Source organism: Kribbella sp. VKM Ac-2566, from assembly GCF_004366005.1.
In the GTDB taxonomy this organism is placed as follows: Bacteria; Actinomycetota; Actinomycetes; order Propionibacteriales; family Kribbellaceae; genus Kribbella; species Kribbella pratensis.
The window spans coordinates 405,353-427,346 of record NZ_SODT01000008.1; the positions used below are offsets into that span (position 1 = coordinate 405,353).

General features: G+C 68.8%; 19 protein-coding genes. 10 read left to right on the top strand and 9 right to left on the bottom strand.

Features of this window, described 5'->3' with window-relative positions; all coding sequences use genetic code 11:
- The first annotated feature begins 6 nt into the window (after positions 1 to 6).
- A complete protein-coding gene (locus EV647_RS04940; protein ID WP_133999044.1) occupies positions 7 to 819 on the top strand; it encodes a MerR family transcriptional regulator in 813 nt (270 codons plus the stop codon).
- On the opposite strand, the gene EV647_RS04945 is transcribed toward EV647_RS04940, so the two are convergent.
- From EV647_RS04945 to EV647_RS04955, 3 genes are read right to left on the bottom strand one after another with little or no spacing between them, the layout of a single operon-like run.
- On the bottom strand, positions 806 to 1,300 hold the full coding sequence (locus EV647_RS04945; RefSeq protein WP_133999047.1) for a DUF3830 family protein: 495 nt from the start codon (positions 1,298 to 1,300) through the stop codon (positions 806 to 808). The genes EV647_RS04940 and EV647_RS04945 overlap by 14 nt on opposite strands.
- On the bottom strand, positions 1,297 to 2,682 hold the full coding sequence (locus EV647_RS04950; RefSeq protein WP_133999050.1) for an amidase: 1,386 nt from the start codon (positions 2,680 to 2,682) through the stop codon (positions 1,297 to 1,299). The genes EV647_RS04945 and EV647_RS04950 overlap by 4 nt, the downstream gene beginning before the upstream one ends.
- A complete protein-coding gene (locus EV647_RS04955) occupies positions 2,679 to 3,671 on the bottom strand; it encodes a D-2-hydroxyacid dehydrogenase (protein ID WP_238177035.1) in 993 nt (330 codons plus the stop codon). The genes EV647_RS04950 and EV647_RS04955 overlap by 4 nt, the downstream gene beginning before the upstream one ends.
- A gap of 67 nt (positions 3,672 to 3,738) precedes the next feature.
- Here EV647_RS04955 and EV647_RS04960 point away from each other — a divergent pair, with 67 nt between their 5' ends.
- Genes EV647_RS04960 through EV647_RS04970 form a run of 3 tightly spaced genes read left to right on the top strand, consistent with a single transcriptional unit; the run spans position 3,739 to position 6,867 of the window.
- Complete coding sequence (locus EV647_RS04960; protein ID WP_202876042.1) at positions 3,739 to 4,494, top strand: Asp/Glu racemase; 756 nt, start codon at positions 3,739 to 3,741, stop codon at positions 4,492 to 4,494.
- Positions 4,495 to 4,505: 11 nt separating this feature from the next.
- On the top strand, positions 4,506 to 5,675 hold the full coding sequence (locus EV647_RS04965; protein ID WP_133999053.1) for a M24 family metallopeptidase: 1,170 nt from the start codon (positions 4,506 to 4,508) through the stop codon (positions 5,673 to 5,675).
- A gap of 4 nt (positions 5,676 to 5,679) precedes the next feature.
- Positions 5,680 to 6,867 (top strand): PLP-dependent aminotransferase family protein, encoded by a 1,188-nt coding sequence (locus tag EV647_RS04970; RefSeq protein WP_133999056.1) that lies wholly within the window; start codon positions 5,680 to 5,682, stop codon positions 6,865 to 6,867.
- 131 nt (positions 6,868 to 6,998) lie between these two features.
- On the opposite strand, the gene EV647_RS04975 is transcribed toward EV647_RS04970, so the two are convergent.
- The gene (locus tag EV647_RS04975) at positions 6,999 to 10,007 is read right to left on the bottom strand and encodes an FAD-binding and (Fe-S)-binding domain-containing protein (protein WP_133999059.1); all 3,009 of its coding nucleotides are present in this window, start codon (positions 10,005 to 10,007) and stop codon (positions 6,999 to 7,001) included.
- A gap of 45 nt (positions 10,008 to 10,052) precedes the next feature.
- On the opposite strand from EV647_RS04975, the gene EV647_RS04980 reads away from it, so the two are divergent.
- Together EV647_RS04980 and EV647_RS04985 are read left to right on the top strand one after the other, a co-directional pair.
- Entirely contained in the window at positions 10,053 to 10,781 is a 729-nt protein-coding gene (locus EV647_RS04980) for an aspartate/glutamate racemase family protein (RefSeq protein ID WP_166679880.1), read from the top strand.
- The gene (locus EV647_RS04985; protein WP_133999062.1) at positions 10,778 to 11,428 is read left to right on the top strand and encodes a GntR family transcriptional regulator; all 651 of its coding nucleotides are present in this window, start codon (positions 10,778 to 10,780) and stop codon (positions 11,426 to 11,428) included. Before EV647_RS04980 ends, EV647_RS04985 begins: the two co-directional genes overlap by 4 nt.
- A gap of 20 nt (positions 11,429 to 11,448) precedes the next feature.
- Here EV647_RS04985 and EV647_RS04990 read toward each other — a convergent pair whose 3' ends face one another.
- Entirely contained in the window at positions 11,449 to 12,921 is a 1,473-nt protein-coding gene (locus EV647_RS04990) for an NAD-dependent succinate-semialdehyde dehydrogenase (RefSeq protein WP_133999065.1), read from the bottom strand.
- A gap of 80 nt (positions 12,922 to 13,001) precedes the next feature.
- Between EV647_RS04990 and EV647_RS04995 the strand changes: the two genes are divergently transcribed.
- Positions 13,002 to 14,255, top strand: coding sequence for an aspartate aminotransferase family protein (locus tag EV647_RS04995; protein ID WP_133999068.1), 1,254 nt, complete (start codon positions 13,002 to 13,004; stop codon positions 14,253 to 14,255).
- 431 nt (positions 14,256 to 14,686) lie between these two features.
- Here EV647_RS04995 and EV647_RS05000 read toward each other — a convergent pair whose 3' ends face one another.
- Both EV647_RS05000 and EV647_RS05005 read right to left on the bottom strand, forming a co-directional pair.
- Entirely contained in the window at positions 14,687 to 16,120 is a 1,434-nt protein-coding gene (locus EV647_RS05000) for an MFS transporter (protein ID WP_238177036.1), read from the bottom strand.
- A 489-nt stretch (positions 16,121 to 16,609) separates the two neighbouring features.
- The gene (locus tag EV647_RS05005; RefSeq protein ID WP_133999072.1) at positions 16,610 to 17,320 is read right to left on the bottom strand and encodes a TetR/AcrR family transcriptional regulator; all 711 of its coding nucleotides are present in this window, start codon (positions 17,318 to 17,320) and stop codon (positions 16,610 to 16,612) included.
- Positions 17,321 to 17,437: 117 nt separating this feature from the next.
- On the opposite strand from EV647_RS05005, the gene EV647_RS05010 reads away from it, so the two are divergent.
- Complete coding sequence (locus EV647_RS05010; protein ID WP_133999075.1) at positions 17,438 to 18,889, top strand: DHA2 family efflux MFS transporter permease subunit; 1,452 nt, start codon at positions 17,438 to 17,440, stop codon at positions 18,887 to 18,889.
- Positions 18,890 to 19,102: 213 nt separating this feature from the next.
- Here EV647_RS05010 and EV647_RS05015 read toward each other — a convergent pair whose 3' ends face one another.
- Together EV647_RS05015 and EV647_RS05020 are read right to left on the bottom strand one after the other, a co-directional pair.
- Positions 19,103 to 19,459, bottom strand: a complete 357-nt coding sequence (locus EV647_RS05015) for an iron-sulfur cluster assembly accessory protein (RefSeq protein WP_130446795.1) — start codon at positions 19,457 to 19,459, stop codon at positions 19,103 to 19,105.
- Between the two features lie 148 nt (positions 19,460 to 19,607).
- A complete protein-coding gene (locus EV647_RS05020; RefSeq protein WP_133999078.1) occupies positions 19,608 to 20,702 on the bottom strand; it encodes a glycerate kinase in 1,095 nt (364 codons plus the stop codon).
- A 219-nt stretch (positions 20,703 to 20,921) separates the two neighbouring features.
- Here EV647_RS05020 and EV647_RS05025 point away from each other — a divergent pair, with 219 nt between their 5' ends.
- Together EV647_RS05025 and nfi are read left to right on the top strand one after the other, a co-directional pair.
- On the top strand, positions 20,922 to 21,323 hold the full coding sequence (locus EV647_RS05025; RefSeq protein ID WP_133999083.1) for a VOC family protein: 402 nt from the start codon (positions 20,922 to 20,924) through the stop codon (positions 21,321 to 21,323).
- Positions 21,323 to 21,988 (top strand): deoxyribonuclease V, encoded by a 666-nt coding sequence (nfi, locus tag EV647_RS05030; protein WP_133999086.1) that lies wholly within the window; start codon positions 21,323 to 21,325, stop codon positions 21,986 to 21,988. Before EV647_RS05025 ends, nfi begins: the two co-directional genes overlap by 1 nt.
- The last annotated feature ends 6 nt before the right edge of the window (positions 21,989 to 21,994 follow it).

Here is a 21,994-nt window from a genome sequence, read left to right on the forward strand (position 1 = left end):
GCCCTCATGTTCGCAATCGGAGAGTTCGCCCGCCACGGCCGGGTGTCGATTCGGATGCTGCGGCACTACGACGCTCTCGGCCTGCTGCGGCCGGCGTACGTCGATCCCGTCACCGGCTACCGCAGTTACACCGCCGGTCAGCTCGCCGACCTGAACCGGATCGTCGCACTCAAGGACCTCGGCTTCTCCCTCGACCAGGTCGGCACGATGATTGTCGACAATCTCGGCCCGGCCGATCTGCGGGCGATGCTGACGATGCGACGCGCACAATTGGAGACCATGCTCGCCGAGAGCTCCGCGCGACTCACACAGGTCGAGTCACGTCTGCGCGGCCTGGAAGCCGACATTCCGATTGCAGACATCGTGGTCAAGGAGCTGCCCGCCGTACGACTGGTCGGCCTCACCGCGACGGCCGCGAGCTTCACACCCGACGACATCACGCCCGTGGTCCATCCGCTGTGCGCGGAGCTCGGCCGACGGTTGCCGGACGCCGACGTACGGCCGTCCGGTCGGCTGACCTGCCTGTACGCGCAGGAGTCCGAGGACGAGATCGTCGTATGCGCGACGGTTCCGGCCGCGGTCGATGCCGGAGGCAACCTCAACGGACTGGAGGTGATCGACCTGCCCACAACACAGGCCGCGACGCTGGTACACCGCGGACCGATCGACCAGGTACTGCCTTCCTGGCAGGCGTTGGCGCGCTGGCTCGACGACAACGGCCGACGCGCCGCCGAGCCTGCTCGCGAGCTCTACCTCGACACTCCGGAAGACCCAGAGCAGTGGGTCACCGAGCTGCAGCAGCCGCTCACAACCGACTGAACGACAACGTCTCTCCCCGAGCGCCACCCATCCAGAGGTCCTGGCAAGCGGCGGCGAACTCGTCGAGATTCTCGGTGATCGCACCGAACACGTTGCCCGGGACCCAGCCCTGATCGCCGTTGATCAGCAGGTTGTTGCGGCCGTAGAACACAGCAAGGTCGACAATCGCACCGGTCGTCCCGGTGCCGGTCGTGTTCTCGTACCCGTACGCCGGATTCCCCAGATCGTCGGAGTCGAACGAGAACCAGCACAGATCCCCCGGGATCGGTGTGACCGTCGTGTTCTCCTTGCCCGGGTCGGGCGCGAACGCCGGCAGCAGCGTGTAGATCTCGTTCCGCGCGTACTTGCCGTGGAACACCGGCGCCGACAGCGGCAGCGCGTCCCACACCGCCGCGCACGTCCGCGGCGCCACCTCGTCGAGCAACTTCGCCACGCAGCTCACGCCGCGCTTGTCCAGGCTGACGGAGATGTGCTTGTTCACTGAGCCTCCAAGGTCGGGGTACGCCGGTGCCAGTCCGTGGCCGCTTGATACGCCTGGCCGACCCGCAATGTCAGCGCGTCGGCATGCCGCGGTGCGACCACCTGCAGTCCCACCGGCAATCCGGCACCGGTGAAGCCGCACGGCACGCTCAGCGCCGGCTGCTGAGTCAGGTTGAACGGATACGTGTACGGCGTCCAGTCGGTCCAGTCCGGCGACGCCGAACCGTCCGGCACGTCCTGGCCGACCGGGAACGCCGTGATCGGCAACGTCGGCGTGACGAGTACGTCGTACCGCTCGTGGAAGCGGCCCATCAGTGTGCCGAGGTCCATCCGGACCGCGGTCGCGTCGAGGAAGTCCGACGCGGAGTATGCCGCCCCGAGCTCCGCGACCCGGCGCAGTCCCGGATCGACGCGATCGTCGACCGTGTACGCCGAGAGCACCTTCGCGGCGCCGGACCACCACAGCACGTTGAACGCGTCGATCGGATCCGCGAACCCCGGATCCACCTCCGTCACCTCGGCGCCCAGACTCTCGAGGACGCCGACCGCGGTCCGGACCAGCGCCTCGACCTCCGGTTGATTGTCAACAAAACCAAGATCTACAGAGAACCCGATCCGCAACCCGGCGATTCCGTCGTCGAGCCCGTCCAGGAACGACCGGCCCGGCGTCGGCATCGCCGACCAGTCCCGCGAGTCGAACCCGGTGACCACGTCGAGCAGCGCCGCCGCGTCGCGCACGGTCCGCGTCATCGGCCCCGCGTGCGACAGCGTCCCGAACGCGCTCGGTGGGAACAACGGGATCAGCCCGTACGTCGGTTTCAGCGCGACCGTACCGGTGAACGCGGCCGGGATCCGGACCGATCCGCCGCCGTCCGTGCCGAGCGACCACACGCCCATCCCGAGTCCGACCGCGGTCGCGGAACCGCCGCTCGAGCCGCCCGACGTCTTCGACGGATCCCACGGGTTGCCCGTGGCGCCGTACGTGTAGGAGTCGGTGACACCCTTCCAGGAGTACTCCGGCGTGGTCGTCTTGCCGAGGAAGACGGCGCCGGTCTCACGCAGCCGGGCGACGGACGGCGCGTCCTCGTCCCACGGCCCGGCCGGGTCGATCATCGTGCTGCCGCGCAGTGTCGGCCATCCTTTTGTCCACAATGCGTCCTTGATGGACGTGGGTACGCCGTCGCCGGGACCGAGTGGCGTGCCGGCGTGCCAGCGGGCTTCCGACTCCTTGGCCGCGGCGAGCGCACCCTCGGCGTCGACGAGCACGAAGGCGTTGACCTGCTCGTCGTACCGCTCGATCGCGTCCAGCGCTTCCTGCGTCGCCTCGACCGGGGACAGCGCGCCGGTGCGGTAGCCCTCGACCAGCTCGGATGCTTGTCTCATCGATCTCCTGTCGGAATGTAGCCAAGCTTCTTGTCGACAATGTTCAGCAGCGGTTCGCCGGCCAGCCAGCGCCGGACGTTCGACGCGAACTGGTCCGCGAGGGTGTCGCGCCAGCCGATCACGTCACCGGACATGTGCGCGGTGACAGTCACGTTCGGCGCGTCCCAGAGCGGATGGTCCGGCGGCAGCGGCTCGTTGTCGAAGACGTCGAGGGTGACCGCAATCCGTCCGTCGTGGACCGCGGCGAGCAGTGCCGTTTCGTCGACAATCGGACCACGGGCAACGTTGACGAGGTGCGCGCCGGGCCGCATCGCGGCCAGGACCGCCCCGTCGACGAGCCCGCGGGTCGCAGCCGTCAAGGGTGCGGCGATCACGACATGGTCGGCCCATCCGGCCTCGGCCTGAAGATTGCTGCTGGCAACAATCTCGCCGAAGTCCGGGTCGTCCCCTCGCGCGACCCGGCCGGCGCCCCGCACCTCCAACCCGGCGGCGCGGAGCAGCCGGGCAGTCTCTCTTCCGATCGCACCGGTCCCGACGACCAGTGCCTTCGCGCCCAGCACACTCCGGGTTTCACGGTGCTGCCAGCGACGGCCGCGCTGCAGATCGAAGCTGCGGAGGCTGTCCTTGGCGTTGGCGATCACCGCACCGAGCACGTACTCGGCGATCGGCCGGTCGAACACACCGTGCGCGTTCGTGACCACGACTGCGGAGTCCCGCAGTTCGTCGAAGAGCAGTGTGTCGACACCGGCCGCGGTCACATGGATCCACTCGAGCGCGTCGGCGTCCGCCCAGACGTCCCGGACCGCCGTCGAGAAGAAGTCCCAGAGCATCAGGGCCCGCGCACCCCGAACCGCCTCGCGCAGTCCGTCCGCGGCGCAGTACCGGAAGTCGGCCGGCAGCCCGTCAAGACCCGGCGGCCGGTCGGTCGCTCGCTCGCAGAGCACCGCAATCACAGGTCGCTCGGCGCTTGCTGGCGGGGAGGCTGGCACGTCATCGAGGCTAGGAACTCGCTAGTAGGATTGTCAACAATCTCCTGATGGCCGCACACTGACTCGCATGAGCACGCGTCCCTCCACCCATCCGCTGCCGGCGGCGGTGCCTCCACTGCTGCAGACCGGTATCGGTGTCGTCGCGCCGTACGACTTCGCGCTCGACCGCGAGCTGTGGCGCTGGGCGCCCGACGACGTCACGCTGCACGTCACACGGACGCCGTACGCACCGCTGGCCGCGACCGTCGAGATGGCAGTACACATCTCGGATCCGGAACTCATCGCGCGGACGACGTACGACGTACTCGCGGTCGCCCCGCTCGCGGTCGCGTACGCGTGCACGTTCGGCAGTTTTGTCGGCGGGTTGACCGGCGAGCTGGCGCTGGTGGACGCGATGGTCGGCGCCGGAGCGCCGGCCGCGGTGACCACGAGCGGCGCTTTGCTGCTCGCACTGCGCCGGCTCGGGGTCAACCGGATCGCGACGGTCACGCCGTACACGAACGACCTGACCGCGGGGCTGACCGCGTTCCTCGCGCAGGCCGGGATCGAGGTGGTCGCGACCGCCGGGCTCGGCCTGATCGCGCAGATCTGGGCCGTCCCCTACGAGACGACCGTGGAGCTGGTCCGCAGCGTCGACAGCGACATGGTCCAGGCGATCTTCATCAGCTGCACGAACCTGCCGACGTACGACGTGATCGCCGGGCTGGAGGCCGCGCTCGGCAAGCCGGTCCTGACCGCGAACCAGGTCACGATGTGGTCCGTGCTCGAGCTCGCCGGGCATACCGCGATCGGTCCGGGGCAGCGATTGCTGAACGTCCGATGAACGAGCCTGCGATGAACGAGCCTGCGTTGAATGAGTACGGCGCCCGGCTGGCGAGGGTTCGCGCCGTACTGGCCGAGCGTGGTCTGGGCGCGCTCGTGGTCAGCGATCCCGCGAACCTCTTCTACCTGACCGGGTACGACGCCTGGTCGTTCTACACGCCGCAGTGCCTGCTGGTTCCGGCCGAGGGCGACGTGCGGTTGTTCGCGCGGGCGATGGACGCGGCCGGAGCGTCGTACACCTGCAACCTGCGCGCGGACCAGATCCACGGATATCCCGAGCAGCTGGTCCACCGGCCGGACGTCCATCCGTACGACTGGATCGCGAACGTCTGCCACGAGCTGATCCCGGCCGGCGCCGACGTCGCGGTCGAGAGCGACGCGCACTACTTCACCGCGCGCAGCTACCTTGCCCTCAGCAACGGACTGCCCGGGCGCCGGCTGGTCGACTCCGCCGAGCTGGTGAACTGGATCCGGCTGGTCAAGTCGCCGTACGAGATCGGCCAGTTGCGGATCGCCGGCCGGATCGCCGAGCAGGCGATGCGGACCGCGCTCGACCGGCTGCAGCCGGGTCGGCGGCAGTGCGACGTGGCCGCGGAGATCCTCGCCGCGCAGACGATCGGCACGCCCGAGCACGGCGGTGAGTACCCGGCGATCGTGCCGATGCTGCCGACCGGTGCCGCCGCCGGTACGCCGCACCTCACCTGGAGCGATCGTCCGTTTGTCGACAACGAGGCAACCACGATCGAGCTGGCCGGCGTGTACGGCCGGTACCACGCCCCGCTCGCCCGCACGGTGATGCTCGGCGACCCGCCGCGACGCCTCCGCGAGACCGCGAAGATCGTTGCTGACGGCATGCAGGCCGCATTGTCGGCAATCCGACCAGGTGTCACCGGCGGCGCCGTGCACGCGGCGTTCAACGACGTGATCGCCGCGCACAGTCTGGTGAAGGAGTCCCGGATCGGGTACTCGATCGGTATCGGGTACCCGCCGGACTGGGGTGAACGCACCGTCAGCCTGCGTGCCGAGGAGACCACCGTGCTGACCGCGGGAATGGCGTTCCACCTCATCCTCGGGATGTGGATGGACGGCTGGGGCTACGAGCTGTCCGAGCCCGTGGTGGTCGCCGCCGGCGGAGTGGAGCGACTGACCGGTCTGTCCCACGAACTGACGATCAGGAGGTAGTCCCTTGCCAGCACTCCCGTACGCCGCACGCGCCGCCGGACTGGTGGGTTCGGTGATCGACTCGAGTACGTCGTTGCTGCACAGGCAGACGCACGACATCGTCCGTTTCGCGATGGGATCACCCGCGGCTGAAGCGGTACCGGCGCAGATCCTGTCCGCGATCGCGGCCGACGAGCTGAGCCGGCCGTCCAGCTACGACTACGCGGCGACCGAGGGCGACCCGCCGCTGCACGCGGCGCTGCTCGAGATGCTGCACGGGACCAGTGACGAGACGACTGCCGAGCGCCTCACGATCACGGCCGGTGGCATGCAGGGTCTCGACCTGTTCTGCAAAATCTTCGTCGACCCGGGCGATCTGGTGGTCGTCGAGTCGCCGACGTACACGAACGGCAGTGCGACTGCACTCTCGTACGGCGCGGAGCTGCTCGAGGTTCCGGTCGACGACGACGGCATGATTGTCGACGATCTACCGCGGTTGCTGGACGGGCGGCGGCCGAAGGCGATCTACACGATCCCGACCTTCCAGAATCCGTCGGGTGCGACGCTCTCCCTCGAACGGCGGCATCGCCTGCTGGAGCTGGCCCGGTCGTGGGGCTCGATGGTGATCGACGACGACCCGTACGGTCTGCTCCGGTTCGCGGGCGAACCGCTCCCGACGCTGCGCGAGCTCGGCGCAGGCGATCCGCTGGTCTTCGCCGTACGGACGTTCTCGAAGATCGTCGCGCCGGGTCTGCGCGTCGGTTGGGTCGATGCGGATCCCGAACTGCAGCAGCTGCTGATCAACGCTAAACAGGCGATGGACACCTGCACCAATCTTCCGGCGCAACGGCTGCTCACCGGGTTCCTGACCGGCGGGCATCTCGAGGAACATCTCGTTCGGCAGCGAGCGGCGTACAAACAGCGCAAAGAGGCGATGCGTGCCGCGCTGACGGAGCACTTCGGCGACATCGCGCACTGGACCGATCCGGAAGGCGGCTTCTTCCTCTGGGTCACGCTGGAGAACGGCGTCAATGCCGAAGAACTGTTCGAGCTCGCGCTGGCCGAAGGCGTCGCGTTCATCCCCGGCCCGGCCTTCTCCCCCACCGCCCGCTTCCAGAACGCCTTCCGCCTCTGCTTCGCCTCCACACCCCCAGCCCGCATCCACGAAGGCATCACCCGCCTCCGCCGAGCCACCGACAAACTAGCCCTCTGACCAGCCCCCGCCCGACCACCCAGCGCGCACGGAGGCGGGGATATCCCTTGGTGTGCTGGGTTCTCTGCTCGTACACCAGTAGAGAACCCAACACAGCAAGGGATATCCGTTCGAAGTTGGCTTTGGGGAGATTACTCGGGAGGACGGGGTGGATCCGGGAGGGCTTCGGCGAGGAGTTGGGCCAGGTGGTGGGGGTGCCGGGGTGTGGCCTGGGCGATTTGGGTGCGGCAGCTGAAGCCGTCGGCCAGCACGGTGGTTGTCTCGGGCAACGACCGTACGGCGGGAAGCAGCGTGCGTTCACCGATTGCCGCGGAGATCTTGTAGTGGTCGCGTTCGAAGCCGAAGTTGCCGGCTAGACCGCAGCAGCCCGGGTCCGCGAGTCCTGCCTCGATGCCGGCCGCTTCCATCAGCTTGCGGTCGGCGTCGAAGCCGAGGACGGCGTGCTGGTGGCAGTGCGGTTGGACGAACGCCGCTCCCCCGACGTACGGCGGTTGCCAGCCGGACTCGACGAGCAGCTCGGAGAACGTGCGGATGTTCGCGGCCGCCGACGCGGCGAGCGGATTGCCGGCGAGGAGGGCGGGGGCGTCGTGGCGGAACGCCGCCGTACAGCTGGGTTCGAGGCCGACGATCGGCGTACCGGCTTGGAGGTGCGGAGCGAGAACGCGAAGGGATCGGTTGAGGACGCGGCGGGCGGTGGTGAGCTGGCCGGTCGAGATCCAGGTGAGCCCGCAGCAGACCGGCTTCGCGGGCAGCACCACCTCATAACCAGCGGCTTCCAGTACGGCGACCGCGGCCTGGCCGATCTCCGGCGCCAGGTAGTTGGTGAACGTATCCGGCCAAAGCACAACCCGCCGCCCACCATCGCCTGAACCATCGCCTGAACCATCGGCCGAACCACCACGACCCGAGCCACCGCCTGGCGAACCATCCGCCGGTGCAGAGCCGCTCGGTGAGCCAGTCGTGGGTGACGTGCCGCGATGGGTGAACCAGTGGGTAAGAGTCTCCGGCGCGAAGGGAGGGACGTCCCGCTCTGCAGCGATTCCGCCGAGGCGCTTGGTCAGTGGCAGGCCGGCGAAGCGGTTCGCAAGGCGCGGCGCCCGCGACGCAAGACGGGACCACAGCGGCAGCCAACCCATCGACCAGTGCGACAACGGCCGTGCCCACGGGCGGCGCGCGTAGTGGTGATGGGTGAACTCCGCCTTGTACGTCGCCACGTCGACATTGACCGGGCAGTCCGACAGACATCCCTTGCACGAAAGGCAAAGGTCCAGCCCGTCGCGTACCTCGGTCGACCGCCACCCGTCCGTGATCAGGTCGCCCTGCAACATCTCCCACAACAGATGCGCCCGCCCACGCGTCGAGTGCAGCTCGTCCCGCGTCACCTGGTAGCTGGGGCACATCACGCTGCCGGACGACTGCCGGCACTTCCCGATCCCCACGCACCGCCGCTGGGCCTGCGCGAACTCATGCCCATCGTCGGGATAGTCGAAGATTGTCAACATTCTGCGATCCTTGGCCGGCCCGTCATGCCGGATTGCGACGTCGAGCCGCGGCGGGTCGACAATCATGCCCGGGTTCAGCACGCCCGCCGGGTCCCAGATCCGCTTCAACTCGCCGAGGAGCGCGACCCCGTCAGCGCCGTACATTCTGCTGAGCAACTCCCCGCGCGCCCGACCGTCACCGTGCTCGCCGGACACCGAACCGCCGAGCTCGACCACCAGATCCGCGGCCTGCTCGACGAACTCCCGGTACGTCGCGATGCCCTGCGGACTCAGCAGGTCGAAGTCGATCCGCATGTGCATGCAGCCCTCGCCGAAATGCCCGTACGACGCACCCGACAGACCATGCCGCCCGAGCAGTTCGTCGAGACCGCGCAGGTAGGCGCCCAACCGCTCCGGTGGTACGGCGGCGTCCTCCCAACCGCCCCACGCCTCTGCCCCGTCCGCGCGCCGCGTCGCGAGGCCCGCAGCGTCCGTACGGCACCGCCACAGAACGGCCTGCGCCTTCGGGTCGGTCACCAGGGACGCGGTCGCACCGGAATCACGCAGTTCCTCGAGCATCGCGCGGGCAGCCGACGCGGCGGTCGCCTCGTCGTCGCCGGCGATCTCGACCAGCAGCCAGGCGTTGCCGCCCGGGAGCCCGGCGTGGACCGCGGCGTCACGCACCTCCGTCGGCAGTCGGTCCACCAGTTCGTTGTTGATGGACTCCAACGTGAGCGGCGCATGCCGCAGCACGACCGGCACGCAGTCGGCCGACGTGATCGAGTCGGCGAACCCGAGAACGCACAAAACCTTTGCCTTGGGCAACTCCACGAGCTGAAGAGTCGCCCGCAGCGTCGCGGCCAGACCACCTTCGCTACCAGCCAGCAGACCAGCCACGTTGTACCCGTACTCCGGCAGCAGCCGATGCAGCGCATAACCGGAGATCTGCCGCGTGAACTGCCCGAACCGCCGGCGGATCAGCAGCTCGTTCCGCCCCGCGAAAGCCTGAAGCGCCCGATGCAACTCCCCCTCCCGCCCCGGCCGAGCCCCCAACTCCGCAAGCGCTGCGGCCGACGCGTTAGCTGTGCCGGAGTCGAAGGTCAGGCGGGTTGCGTCGGCGAGGATCACGTCGAGCGAACGCAGATTGTCGGCTGTGGTGCCCCAGGCAACAGAGTGCGCGCCGCAGGCGTTGTTGGCGATCATGCCGCCGAGGGTCGCGCGACTTGCCGACGACGGGTCGGCGCCGAACGCCAGCCCGTGCGGTTTCGCGGCGGCCAGCAGATCGGTCAGTACGACGCCCGGCTCGACGACCGCCGTACGCGCCGATGTGTCGATGCCGAGGATGCGATTCACGTGCCGGGAGGCGTCGATGACGACGCCGCCGATCGCGTTGCCCGCCATCGACGTGCCGCCGCCGCGCATCACCACCGGCGCCCCAGCAGCGGCGGTCAACGCAACAGCCGCCGCCAGGTCTTCGGCATCAGCTGGTACGACGACCAAGTCGGGCACCGCGCGGTAATTCGACCCGTCCGCGGCATAGAGCGCCCGCGTCCCTCGATCGTCGGCGACCGCACCCCGGAGATCCCGGCGCAGCATGCCGGCCAGCCCCGCGACGTCGTACGCGACGGATCCGGGGCCGGAGCGCTCTGGGGTTAACATTGTCGACAATCTACCTTTCGGACGATGGACCAGCCAGGAGGCCCGATGGTCACGGTAGGACTCCTTTACCCCGGACACAGCGCGGAAGACGACTACCCGGCACTCGAGGCACGGCTGGACGGCTCGGTGAAGCTTCCGGTCGTCATCACCTCGGTGGGCGAGGACGCGCATCGGGTGGACGCGCTCCTCGACCTCGGCCGGGCGGAACGGCTTGCCGAAGGGGCAGCGGAGCTCAAGCCGGCGCGGCCGGACTCGGTGATGTGGGCGTGTACCTCGGGCAGCTTCGTGTTCGGCAGGGAGGGCGCGAACATCCAGGCGGCCGGGGTGGCGCAGGCGCTCGGCGTACCGGCGTCCTCGACCTCGATCGCGTTCGTCGACGCATGCCACGCGCTCGGTGTGAAGCGGGTCGCGGTCGCCGCGTCGTACCCGGAGGATGTCGCACAGCACTTCGTCCGGTTCCTGACCGCGGGCGGCGTCGACGTGGTGTCGATGGGCAGCAACGGGATCATCACCGCCGCCGAGGTCGGGACGCTCGCACCCGAGCAGGTGGTCGCGATGGTGAAGGCGGCCGACCACCCGGACGCCGAGGCGGTCCTGGTGCCGGACACCGCGATGCACACCCTGGAGATTGTCGACGAACTGGAGACCGCAGTCGGCAAACCGGTGCTGACCGCGAACCAGGTGACGGTCTGGAAGGGGCTCGAGTTGGCCGGGGTTGTACCCTCCTTGCCAGATCTGGGGACGTTGTTCGCCACAAGGGGGAATCCGGAGTGACCAGTTACATCGAGCCGCTGGCTCAGGAGTCGACGCCGAGCATCATCGCCGACAAACTGCGCAAGGCCATCGGCCACGGGGAGTTCAAGCCCGGCGCGCAGATCGTCGAGGCCGACCTGGCCCGCAAGCTCGGGGTCAGCCGGGGTCCGTTGCGGGAGGGCATGCAGCGTCTGACCCAGGAAGGGCTGCTGGTCTCGATCCGCAACCGCGGCCTGTTCGTCATCGACATGACGCCCCAGGACATCCGCGACATGTACCTCGCTCGCGAGGCGATCGAGCGCGCCGCCGCCTTCAAGATCCTCCGCGACGGCGACTTCGAGACCGTCGGGCTGGCGCTGCTCGCGATCGTCGACCAGATGGCGGCCGCCGACGGTGATCCGGCCGCGGTCGGCGAGCTCGACATCGCGTTCCACGAGCTGCTCGTGCGGCTGGCCGACAGCCCCCGGCTGTCGCGGATGCATCGGACGTCCATGATCGAGACCCGGATGTGCATCCACGCACTGGAGGAGACGTACCTCGCCACCGACGCCCGCGCAGTCGAGCACGAGAGGCTCGCCAACGCGATCCGGACCGGCGACGTCGCGCGCACCGACGAACTCCTGAGCGCCCACATGGACGACGCCATCGAACGCCTCGTCAGCCGCTGAGCCCCGCCCTCGGGGCCCTGTCAGCTGACCGCGATGCCGATGTACTTCGTCTCCAGGAACTCGTCGATCCCGACCGCGCCGCCCTCACGGCCGAGCCCCGACTGCTTCACGCCCCCGAACGGCGCGGCGGGATTCGACACCACGCCCTGATTCAGCCCGACCATCCCGGTCTCGATCGACTCCGCGACCCGGAGCGCCCGCCGCAGGTCGTTGGTGAACACGTACGCGACCAACCCGTACTCGGTGTCGTTCGCCGCCCGCACGACCTCCTCCTCGGTGCTGAACGGCGTCAGCGGCGCGACCGGCCCGAAGATCTCCTGGTCCGCCATCGCCGCCTCCCGCGGTACGCCGGTGAGCACCGTCGGCGGATAGAAGTACCCGTTGCCGGCCTCCACCTCGCCCCCGGTGAGCACGGTCGCACCCCGTCCGACCGCGTCCGCCACCAGCGACCGCACCTTCTCCCGGCCCGCCTCGTCGATCAGCGGGCCGACGCTCACGCCCGGCTCAGTACCGCGCCCGACCGTCAGCGCACTCATCCGCTCCGCGAGCCGGCGCCCGAACTCGTCGATCACCGACTCGTGCACGAAGATCCGGTTGGCCGCCGTACAGGCCTCGCCCATGTTCCGCATCTTGGCCGCGATCGCGCCGGTCACCGCCTCGTCCAGGTCCGCGTCCTCGAAGACCACGAACGGCGCGTTGCCGCCGAGCTCGAGGGACGTCCGCAGCACCTTCTCCGCGCACTGCTCGAGCAGGATCCGGCCGACCCGCGTGGACCCGGTGAACGACAGCTTCCGCGCCAGGCCGGACCGGATCAGCGGCTCCATCACGCCGCCCGCCTCCATCGCGGTGACGCAGTTGACGGCTCCCGCGGGTACGCCGGCCTCGGCCAGGATCCCCATCAACGCCAGCATCGACAGCGGCGTCTGGTGAGCGGGCTTGATGACGCTCGTGCAGCCGGCCGCGATCGCCGGACCGAGCTTGCGGGTCCCCATCGCCATCGGGAAGTTCCATGGGGTGATCAGCAGGCACGGCCCGACCGGCTGCTTGGTGATCAGGAAGCGGGCGTTCCCAGCCGGTGCGGTCTGGTACCCGCCGTCGATCCGGACCGCCTCGCCCGCGAAGTGCCGGAAGAACTCGGCTGCGTACGCGATCTCGCCGCGCGCCTCCGCCAGCGGCTTGCCCATCTCCAGCGTCATCAGCAAGGCGAGATCGTCGACGCGTTGCATCAAGAGCTCGTACGCCGTCATGAGCATGTCGGACCGTTCGCGTGGCGACGTACGGGCGAAGTCCGGCTGGGCGGCGACGGCCGCCTCGAGTGCGGTCCGGCCGTCCTCCGGTGAGGCGTCGGCGACCGCACACAGCACCTTGCCGGTCGACGGATCGACAACGTCGAACGTCGCGCCGCGGGTCGCGTCGGTCCACTTCCCGTCGATGAACAGCCGCTTCTCGACGGCCTCGACAACCCTCGACTCGTCCACCCTCGACTGGTCCATCTGCACCCCTTCACCGGCCTCGACAGCTGAGATAGGCTGATTGTCGACAATCTACCATCCGACGACTGGAGGGGAAGTCCGTGGCCGAGCTCTCGCAGATCCTCAAGCAGGCGACCGGGGTGGTCGCCGCCCGCGGTGAGGGCGTCCAACTGTTCGACGAGGACGACCGCAGGTACCTGGACTTCACCGCCGGCATCGGCGTCACCTCGACCGGGCACTGCCATCCGCGAGTGGTCGCGGCCGCCCAGGAGCAGGTCGGCCGGATCATCCACGCGCAGTACACGACCGTGATGCACCGGCCGTTGCTCACGCTGGTGGACCGGCTCGGCGAGGTCCTCCCCCGGCACCTCGACCGGATGTTCTTCGCGAACTCCGGCAGCGAGGCGATCGAGGCGGCCCTACGGCTCACCCGCCAGGCGACCGGCCGGCCGAACGTGATCGTGTTCCACGGCGGCTTCCACGGCCGGACCGTGGCGGCGGCCACGATGACCACGTCCGGGACCAAGTTCCGCTCCGGCTTCAGCCCGTTGATGGCCGGCGTCCACGTGTCGCCGTTCCCGGACCCCGGTCACTTCGGCTGGCCTGTCGAGCAGGCGACCGACTTCGCGCTCAGCCAGTTGGACTATGTCCTGCAGACGTTGAGTACGCCGGCCGACACCGCGGCGTTCTTCGTGGAGCCGGTGCTCGGCGAGGGTGGCTACGTACCGGCGAACGAGCGGTTCTTCGCGGGCCTGCGCGAACGTGCCGACGCGCACGGGATCCTGCTCGTGGTGGACGAAGTACAGACCGGGTTCGGGCGGACCGGGAGGTTCTGGGGTGGTGACCACTTCGGTTCGCATCCGGACGTCCTGGTCACCGCGAAGGGGCTCGCGTCCGGGTTCCCGTTGTCGGGGATTGCGGCGTCGTCGGAACTGATGGAGAAGGCGTGGCCTGGTTCGCAGGGCGGCACGTACGGCGCGAACGCGGTCGCGTGTGCGGCGGCGTTGGCGACCTTGGACGTCATCAAGGACGAGGGTCTCGTGCAGAACTCCGCGGACCGTGGCGCTCAGCTGAAGCAGGCGCTGCAACTGGTCGCGGACAAGCACGATCAGATCACCGACGTCCGCGGCCTCGGTCTGATGATCGGTAACGAGTTCCGCGACGCGGACGGGAAGCCGGACCCGGTGACGGCCGCCGCGGTTCAGCAGGAGGCGGCGCGCCGGGGCTTGCTGCTCCTCACGTGCGGCGCCTGGGGTCAGGTCGTGCGTTTCATTCCCGCGCTGGTCGTCTCCCCCGACGAGATCGACGAGGCCGCAAGCCTCTGGTCCGACGCAGTCACCGCAGTAGTCGGCTGACTCACCGGCTGAGCCGTCGACTGAGTCGCCGGCGGGTCGCCGGCCGAGTCGCCAGTCGGGTCGCCGGTCAGGTCGTCGGTCAGGTCGTCGGTTGAGTCGTCGGTCAGGTCATCCGCTGAGTCGTCGGCGGGTCGCCGGCCGAGTCGCCAGTCGGATCGCCGGTCAGGTCGTCGGCTGAGTCGTCGGTCGGGTCGTCGGTCGGGTCGCCGTCGGGCCGCCGGTCAGGTCGCCGGTCGAGCCGCCGGTCAGGTCGCCGGCTGAGTCGTCGGTCAGGTCGTCCGCTGAGTCGTCGGTCGGGTCGTCGGTCGGGTCGTCGGTCGGGTCGTCGGTTAGGTGGTTGGCTGGTGGGTTTGGCGGGGTCGGATTCGCGCTTTCCGGAAACCTTTTCGCGCTGGGTGGCGAATTGTTTCCGGAGAGCGCGGATCCGCGGGTCAGGCCTTGGCGTGGGCCGGTTCGAGGGCGACCGGCGGCGGGGCGTCGTCGGTGCCCGGGATCTCGGTGCCGTTGAGCGGGCACCGTGACGTCTCGGGGACCTTGGCGAGCGCGAGCGCACCCACGACGCAGGCCGCCATCATGTAGTACGCCGGCACCAGCGAGTCACCCAGCTTCGACGTCAGCCAGTCGTTGACCGCGGGCGCCGTACCGCCGAACAGCGACGTCGACACGTTGTACGCGATCGCGAATCCGGCGTACCGGACGTGCGTCGGGAACATCGCCGGGAACGTCGCGGAGATCGTCGCGAGCTGCGGCACGTACAGCAGTCCAAGAACCGCGAAGCCGATGATCGCGCCCGCGACGTTCGTCCCCATCAGCAGGAACATCGGGACGCCGAAGACGAACAGGCCGCCCAGCGACGCCCACCACAGTGGCTTGCGGCCGAGCCGGTCCGACGCGCGCCCGGCGAACGGGACGAAGATCATCATTGTCAACATTCCGATGATCGGCACGATCAGCGATTCGTCCGCGCTCAGCCCGATCTCTTTCTCGAGGTACGTCGGCATGTACGTGAGCAGCGTGTAGTTCACGACGTTCAACGCGATGACCATGCCACCGAGCCTCAGGATCGGGGCCCAGTAGACGGCGAGCAGGTCCTTGAACTGGGTCGTCGTCTCCTGCTCCTTCTGGCCCTTCGCCTCGAGCTCACGGAACACCGGCGTGTCCTCCAGCCGGGACCGGAGATAGACGCCGACCAGACCGAGCGGCGCGGCGACCAGGAACGGCAGCCGCCAGCCCCACGCGTGCATCGCGTCGTCGCCGAGCACTAGCGAGAAGCCGAGCATCAGCAGCGCGCCGAGCGAGAATCCGGCCAGCGTGCCGAACTCAAGGAAGCTCCCGAGGAACCCGCGCTTGCGGCTCGGCGCGTACTCGGCCATGAAGGTCGCGGCACCGCCGTACTCGCCACCGGTCGAGAAGCCCTGGATCATCCGCAGCAGGACGAGCAGGATCGGCGCCCAGAGCCCGATCGAGTCGTACGAGGGGACCAGACCGGCGAGCAGTGTCGCGCCGGACATCATCAGGATCGTGATCGCCAGCACGTGCTTGCGGCCGAGCCGGTCGCCGAGCGGGCCCCAGACCAGGCCGCCGAGCGGGCGGACCAGGAACGAGACGGCGAACGTCATCAGCGCCAGCAGGGTCTGGCTCTCGGTGTCGCCCGGGAAGATCGCGGCCGAGATGTACGTCACGCCGTAGGCGTAGATGCCGTAGTCGAACCACTCGGTCGCGTTCCCGATCGCCGAGGCGGCGATCGCTTTCCTGAGCACTCCGGGCGGCTGCTCCTGTTCGGTCGTGGTCACAGGCGGCCGGTCCTGGGCGCGTTCACCCTGCGGGGGCTCGGCGCTCGCAGGCGGCGGGATCTCGGAGTCCACGGTTTCCTCCTGTCGTCATACGGCCTGACCCGAGTGCCCACCCGCAGACAATCCACACGCCCCACGGGATCAGGTCGTAGTTTTGTTGACAATCCGAAGGTTAGCCATGTGCAATCGTGAACCACAAGCGATCACTACCGCTCGATCACGCCAAATCGTTCAAGCCCGCTTCAACGCCGCACCAACTCCATTGACCGCCACCCGGGGCCGCTCGGTCCGTTAGTGCCGGAGTCCCTCGGCGTCGCTCGGTGCCGCTCGGTCCGTTCAGCGCCGGAGTCCCTCGGCGCCGCTCAGTTCCATTCAGCACCGAAGCCCCTCGGCGCCACTCAGCCCTCGGCGCCACTCAGCCCTCGGTGCCACTCAGCCCCTCGGCGCCACTCAGCCCCTCGGCGCCACTCAGCCCCTCGGCGCCGCTCAGCCCCTCGGTGTCATTCAGTTCCGCTCGGCGCCGCTCAGCCGCTCGGTTCATTCGGTGCTGTTCGGTGCCGTTCAGTTCTGCTCGGCGAGTGAGGCGAGGCCGGCCGTGATCACCGCGATGCCGAACTCGAAACGGTCATCGCCCGCAGCGCCGGCCGTCAATGGGCCTGCGAGCGCCATCGTGAGCGGGAACCGGTCGGCCGGCAGCGAGGCGAAGTAGGACCGCAACCCGTCGAGGAACCGCTCGATATCCTCGGGGCTCCACTCGTCCGCTCGTTGCACGTTCTCCTCGAACGCCACCGCGGTCACGTACAGCGGGATCAGGTCGACCGCCCACGCGACGGCCTGATCCGGCAGCCCGCCGGCCTTGAGGATGCCGAGCAGACACTCGGTAGTACGCAGCGCGGCCTCCCCCAGCGGCACGGCTCCGATCGCGGCCCGCGCCACACCGGGCATCGTGCGCATCGCGCGCAGCATCTCGCGCATCGCTTCCTTCAGCTGCTCCTGCCAGCGCTCGGGATCCGGCGGCGAGGGCAGGTTCATCGCCTGCGCGGCCCGGTCGACCAGGAGCTGATCGAGCTCCTTCTTGTTCGCGACATGCGCGTACAGCGAGGCGGGACCGGTGTGCAGTTCCTGCGCGATCTTGCGCATCGAGACCGCCTCGTACCCCTGGTCGACCATCACCCGCAGGGCAGTGTCGACAATCCGCTCCCGATTCAGCGGCTCCTTGGCCGGACGCACGGGCTTGGCGGGACTGATCGGCTGCCACGGCGATTGGGTCATACGAACCACTGTAGCGAACGCCGTACTTGACGGGAACACCGTTCGAGCGTAGAACAGTGTTCGTCAACGAACACTGTTCGCCAAATCAAGACCTCAATTGACCCAAAGGAGCCACCTATGAGCGCCACCGCCGTACAGAGCTCACCCGACACCACGCCCACCCCACGCGGTACGCCGTACCGCTGGCGCTGGCTCGTGGTCGCCACCATCCTCGTCGCCGAGATCATGGATCTTGTCGACGCGACGATTGTCAACATTGCTGCTCCGTCGATCCGGGCGGACCTCGGCGGCTCCGAATCGGCCATGCAGTGGATGCTGGCCGGCTACACGCTGGCCTTCGCGATCGGGCTGGTCACCTTCGGCCGGCTCGGAGACCTGGTCGGCCGCCGGCGGCTGTTCGTGATCGGCGCCCTCGGGTTCACGATCGCGTCCGCGGTCTGCGGGCTGGCCACCAGCCCGGAGTTGCTGATCGGCAGCCGGGTCGCGCAGGGCCTCCTCGGCGCGGTGATGATCCCGCAGGGCTTCGCGATCCTGAAGTCGATCTTCCCGCCGGACGAGATCGGCAAGGCGTTCGCGATGTTCGGCCCGGTGATGGGGCTGTCCGCAGTCGCCGGCCCGATCCTGGCCGGCGTACTGATCGACGCGAACTGGTTCGACGCCGGCTGGCGGACGATCTTCTTCATCAACGTCCCGATCGGGATCGCCGCCCTGGCGGGCGCGCTGCGCTTCATGCCCGAGGTCAAGACCCCCGGCGCGTCCCGGCTGGACGCCATCGGCGTGATCCTGGTCAGCCTCGCCTCCGGCCTGCTGATCTACCCGCTGGTGCAAGGTCGCGAGCTCGGCTGGCCGTTGTGGACAATCCTGATGTTGACCTCCTCGGTCGCGGTCTTCGCGCTGTTCGGCTGGCGGGAGCGCCGGTCCGGCAACCCGGTCATCGACCCGTCGCTGTTCCGCAACCGCGGGTACGTCGCCGGCCTCGGCGTCATCACCACGTTCTTCCTCGCGATGAACGGCTTCATGCTGGTCTTCAACCTGTTCACTCAGCTCGGCCTGCACTACAGCCCGCTGAAGGCGGGCCTCGCGATGGTGCCGTTCTCGCTCGGGATCGCGATCGGCGCGCCGCTGTCCGCGGGCCTACTCGCCCCGAAGCTCGGCCGCAAGGCGCTGCAACTCGGCATCGCGGTGATGACGGTCGCGATGGTCGGCGTGTGGTTCACCCTGCACACGCACGGCGACGCGACCACGATCTGGAACCTGGTCCCGGCAACGCTGGCCACCGGCATCGGCGCCGGCATGGTGTTCGCGCCGCTGTTCGACATCATCCTGGCCTCGATCGACGACCAGGCTGCGGGATCGGCGTCCGGCGTACTGACCGCCATGCAGCAGTACGGCGGTGCGATCGGAGTCGCCGTGATCGGCACTGTGTTCTTTCAACTGCTGCCGACCCACGCCTTCCTGGGTGCGACCAAAGCCTCGGTCCTGGTCGCGATCGGGCTGTTCGTCGTCAGCCTCGCGGTGTCGTACCTACTCCCGAAGAGCGCCCGGGAGGAGAGCGTCAGTCACGGCTGACGAACCCCTCCTTCACCAACCAGTCCATGGCGACGTCGGCGGGCAAACGTCCGTCGACGTCGACCTGCGCGTTGAGGTCGATCAGCACCTTCCCACACGGGGCCGATCCGTACCCAACAAGCTTGGATTCACACATTGGCACGATCGCTACGGAAGTCTGGACATGCCGAAGCCCCTGGTCGCCTGCCGGCGGCCAGGGGCTTCGGAGTCAGCTCAGTTGAACGAGTCGCCGCAGGCGCAGGAGCCGGTGGCGTTCGGGTTGTCGATGGTGAAACCCTGCTTCTCGATGGTGTCGACGAAGTCGATCGACGCACCCTTGAGGTACGGAGCGCTCATCCGGTCGGTGACGACACTCACACCACCGAAGTCGGCCACCACGTCGCCGTCGAGCTGACGCTCGTCGAAGAACAGCTGGTACCGCAGCCCGGAGCACCCACCCGGCTGCACGGCGACCCGGAGCGCGAGGTCGTCGCGGCCTTCCTGGTCGAGCAGCGCCTTCACCTTGGCGGCGGCCCCGTCGGTGAGGAGAACACCCGTGGCAACGGCCTGCTCGGTCTGCGCTTCAGTCATTCCTGACTCCAGTCATCTGCTCAAGTGCCGACGTACAGCTGCGTCGGCACGGAAGTCTCTTGTCAACACAGGCCAACATCACCCGACCCGCGCTCATTCCCATGGTCGCACACCAATTTCGCAGATCAACTACCCCGTCAGAGGGTGGTCACCGGGCCCAGGTGCGGGCGACACGCTCCGCGACCGCGGCCAGTGAGCCGTGAGGGTCCGCGAACGCCTGGTCCTCGCCGACCGCGTCGACCAGCGCGTACGCCGACTCGACACCCATCGAACGCATCTCGCGGGAGCCGATCAAGACCTTGCCCGCGAGCACGACGCAGGGGCGCATCGCGTCGTTCGCGATCTTCGCAACGCCCGCGATCACCTTGCCGTCGCGGGACTGGAAGTCGAACGCCCCTTCACCGCTGATGACCAGATCGACCTGCGACGCCTTCTGCTTGAGCCCGGTCAGTTCCGCGACCAGGTCGATCCCGGAGACCCGCTCGGCGCCGAGCAGCAGCAGCGCGTACCCGAGCCCGCCCGCGGCACCCGCACCCTTCTTGTCCGCCGTCTTCCGGTCGGCCAGCTCCGCGAAGTGCGTCAGCCAACCGTCGACCTCCGGCTTGCGCTCGTCCGAGATCCCCTTCTGCGACCCGAACACATTCGTCGCGCCCCGCAACCCGAGCATCGGGTTCTCCACATCACTGGCCGCAACGAACTCGACCCCCGCGACCCGCTCCCGAGCCGGCCCCAGATCCACGGACCCCAGCCCAGCCAGCCCCGCAGCTCCCCTGTCCAGCTGACCGGACTCCGCAGTCGCACCGAGCGCGGCGAGCAGACCGGCGCCGGCGTCGTTCGTGCCGGAACCTCCGAGGCCGAGGATGATCCGCTTCGCGCCGGCATCGACCGCGGCGGTGATCAGCTGACCGACGCCGTACGTCGTCGCGTCCTCGGGCCGCCGTTGCTTCGGCTCTACCAGGTGCAACCCGCACGCCTGCGCGGTCTCGATGTACGCCGTCTCCCCTGCCAGCAGCACCGTCGCCGGAGTCTCCTCGCCGAGTGGCCCGCGCACCGTGACCGAGAGCAGCTTCCCGTCGACCACCGCGGACAGTACGTCGATGAACCCTGGACCACCGTCGGCCATCGGCGCGACCAGGACCTGAGCACCCGGGTCCCGGCGCCGCCACCCTTCCTCGATGGCCGCCGCAGCCTCCACAGCCGTGAGCGTCCCCGCGAACTTGTCCGGCGCAATCAGAATCCGCATGCGCACATCCTCCCTCACAGCACCTGCCGGTCGGGCGCCCCGTCCAAGTCCGCCAGCGTGCTTGGCGGGCCTAACGACAGGACGTAGTCATATACGTACACCGCACCGCCCGCGTGAGCAGCCCGCAAACCCACTGCGATCACCGGACACCTCCTGTCGTTAGCGCTCAGGGAGCACGCGGATTGACGGGGCCTGGAGAGGACAGTTGGATCGTTCGGCATGAAGACAATCCTGTTCGCGCTGCGCGTGACCGACCTGGAGCGTTCGCTCGCCTTCTACGACGGGGTCGGGTACGTCAAGCTCGCCACGATCCCGTTCGAGGACGGCTCCAGCCTGGTCTGGCTCCGCTTGCCGGACGAGCCGTCCGTGTCGCTCGAACTCGTCCACCGCCCCGCGGACGGCCCGGTCGAGGTGGGTGGGTTCGCGCACTTCGCGATCGAGGTCGAGTCACTCGCCGACACCCTCACCCGCCTCACGGCGGCAGGTCTGCACCCCGGCGCCGCCGAACTTCCGGGCGGTCCCGACGGCCCGAAAACCTGTTGGCTCCTCGACCCGGACGGCTACCGCATCGAGCTCGTCGAGTGGCCGCCCGGCGGCGCTCCCATGCCGGAAGATTCTTGATGCAGTGGCCGACGACGATGCGTTGGCCGACGACCGCCGCCGAGGCGATCGCGGTGCAGGAGGAGTTGCGGAGTCAGGTCGATGCCACGGACGCGGGCAAGACGCCGCGGTACGTCGCCGGCCTCGACGTCGCGTACGACGGTGACCGGCTGGCGGCCGCTGTCGTGGTACTGGATCGGGAGACGCTCGCGGAGGTTGATCGCGCGGTCGTGAATGGTGTGACGACGTTCCCGTATGTGCCGGGCTTGTTCGCGTTCCGCGAGGTGCCCGCCTTGCTCACCGCGCTGGAACAGCTCACGATCACGCCGGAACTGCTGGTGTGCGACGGACACGGGATCGCGCATCCGCGACGGTTCGGTCTGGCGTGTCACCTCGGCGTACTCACGAAGCTGCCGGCGATCGGTGCCGCGAAGACGACGTTCGTCGGGACGCATCGCGAGCTCGCGGAGGAGCGCGGCGCGTGGGCTGAGCTGGTCGATGGCGGGGAGGTTGTCGGTGCTGCGGTGCGGACGCAGGACGGGGTGAAGCCGGTGTATGTGTCGGTGGGGCATCGAGTGCGGTTGGAGACCGCGATCGATCACGTGCTGCGGCTGGCGCCGCGTTATCGGTTGCCGGAGACGACGCGGCGCGCGGACCGGGCGTGCCGCGAAGGGCTGCTCGGCTGACTCCTG

Coding starts and splice junctions, on each gene's coding strand:
- EV647_RS04940 (WP_133999044.1), top strand. CDS start 7: ATGTTCGCAATCGGAGAGTTCGCCCGCCACGGCCGGGTGTCGATTCGG.
- EV647_RS04975 (WP_133999059.1), bottom strand. CDS start 10,007: ATGTTAACCCCAGAGCGCTCCGGCCCCGGATCCGTCGCGTACGACGTC.
- EV647_RS04980 (WP_166679880.1), top strand. CDS start 10,053: ATGGTCACGGTAGGACTCCTTTACCCCGGACACAGCGCGGAAGACGAC.
- EV647_RS04960 (WP_202876042.1), top strand. CDS start 3,739: ATGAGCACGCGTCCCTCCACCCATCCGCTGCCGGCGGCGGTGCCTCCA.
- EV647_RS05015 (WP_130446795.1), bottom strand. CDS start 19,459: ATGACTGAAGCGCAGACCGAGCAGGCCGTTGCCACGGGTGTTCTCCTC.
- EV647_RS05020 (WP_133999078.1), bottom strand. CDS start 20,702: ATGCGGATTCTGATTGCGCCGGACAAGTTCGCGGGGACGCTCACGGCT.
- EV647_RS04950 (WP_133999050.1), bottom strand. CDS start 2,682: ATGAGACAAGCATCCGAGCTGGTCGAGGGCTACCGCACCGGCGCGCTG.
- EV647_RS04990 (WP_133999065.1), bottom strand. CDS start 12,921: ATGGACCAGTCGAGGGTGGACGAGTCGAGGGTTGTCGAGGCCGTCGAG.
- EV647_RS04965 (WP_133999053.1), top strand. CDS start 4,506: ATGAACGAGCCTGCGTTGAATGAGTACGGCGCCCGGCTGGCGAGGGTT.
- EV647_RS05005 (WP_133999072.1), bottom strand. CDS start 17,320: ATGACCCAATCGCCGTGGCAGCCGATCAGTCCCGCCAAGCCCGTGCGT.
- EV647_RS05010 (WP_133999075.1), top strand. CDS start 17,438: ATGAGCGCCACCGCCGTACAGAGCTCACCCGACACCACGCCCACCCCA.
- EV647_RS05025 (WP_133999083.1), top strand. CDS start 20,922: ATGAAGACAATCCTGTTCGCGCTGCGCGTGACCGACCTGGAGCGTTCG.
- nfi (WP_133999086.1), top strand. CDS start 21,323: ATGCAGTGGCCGACGACGATGCGTTGGCCGACGACCGCCGCCGAGGCG.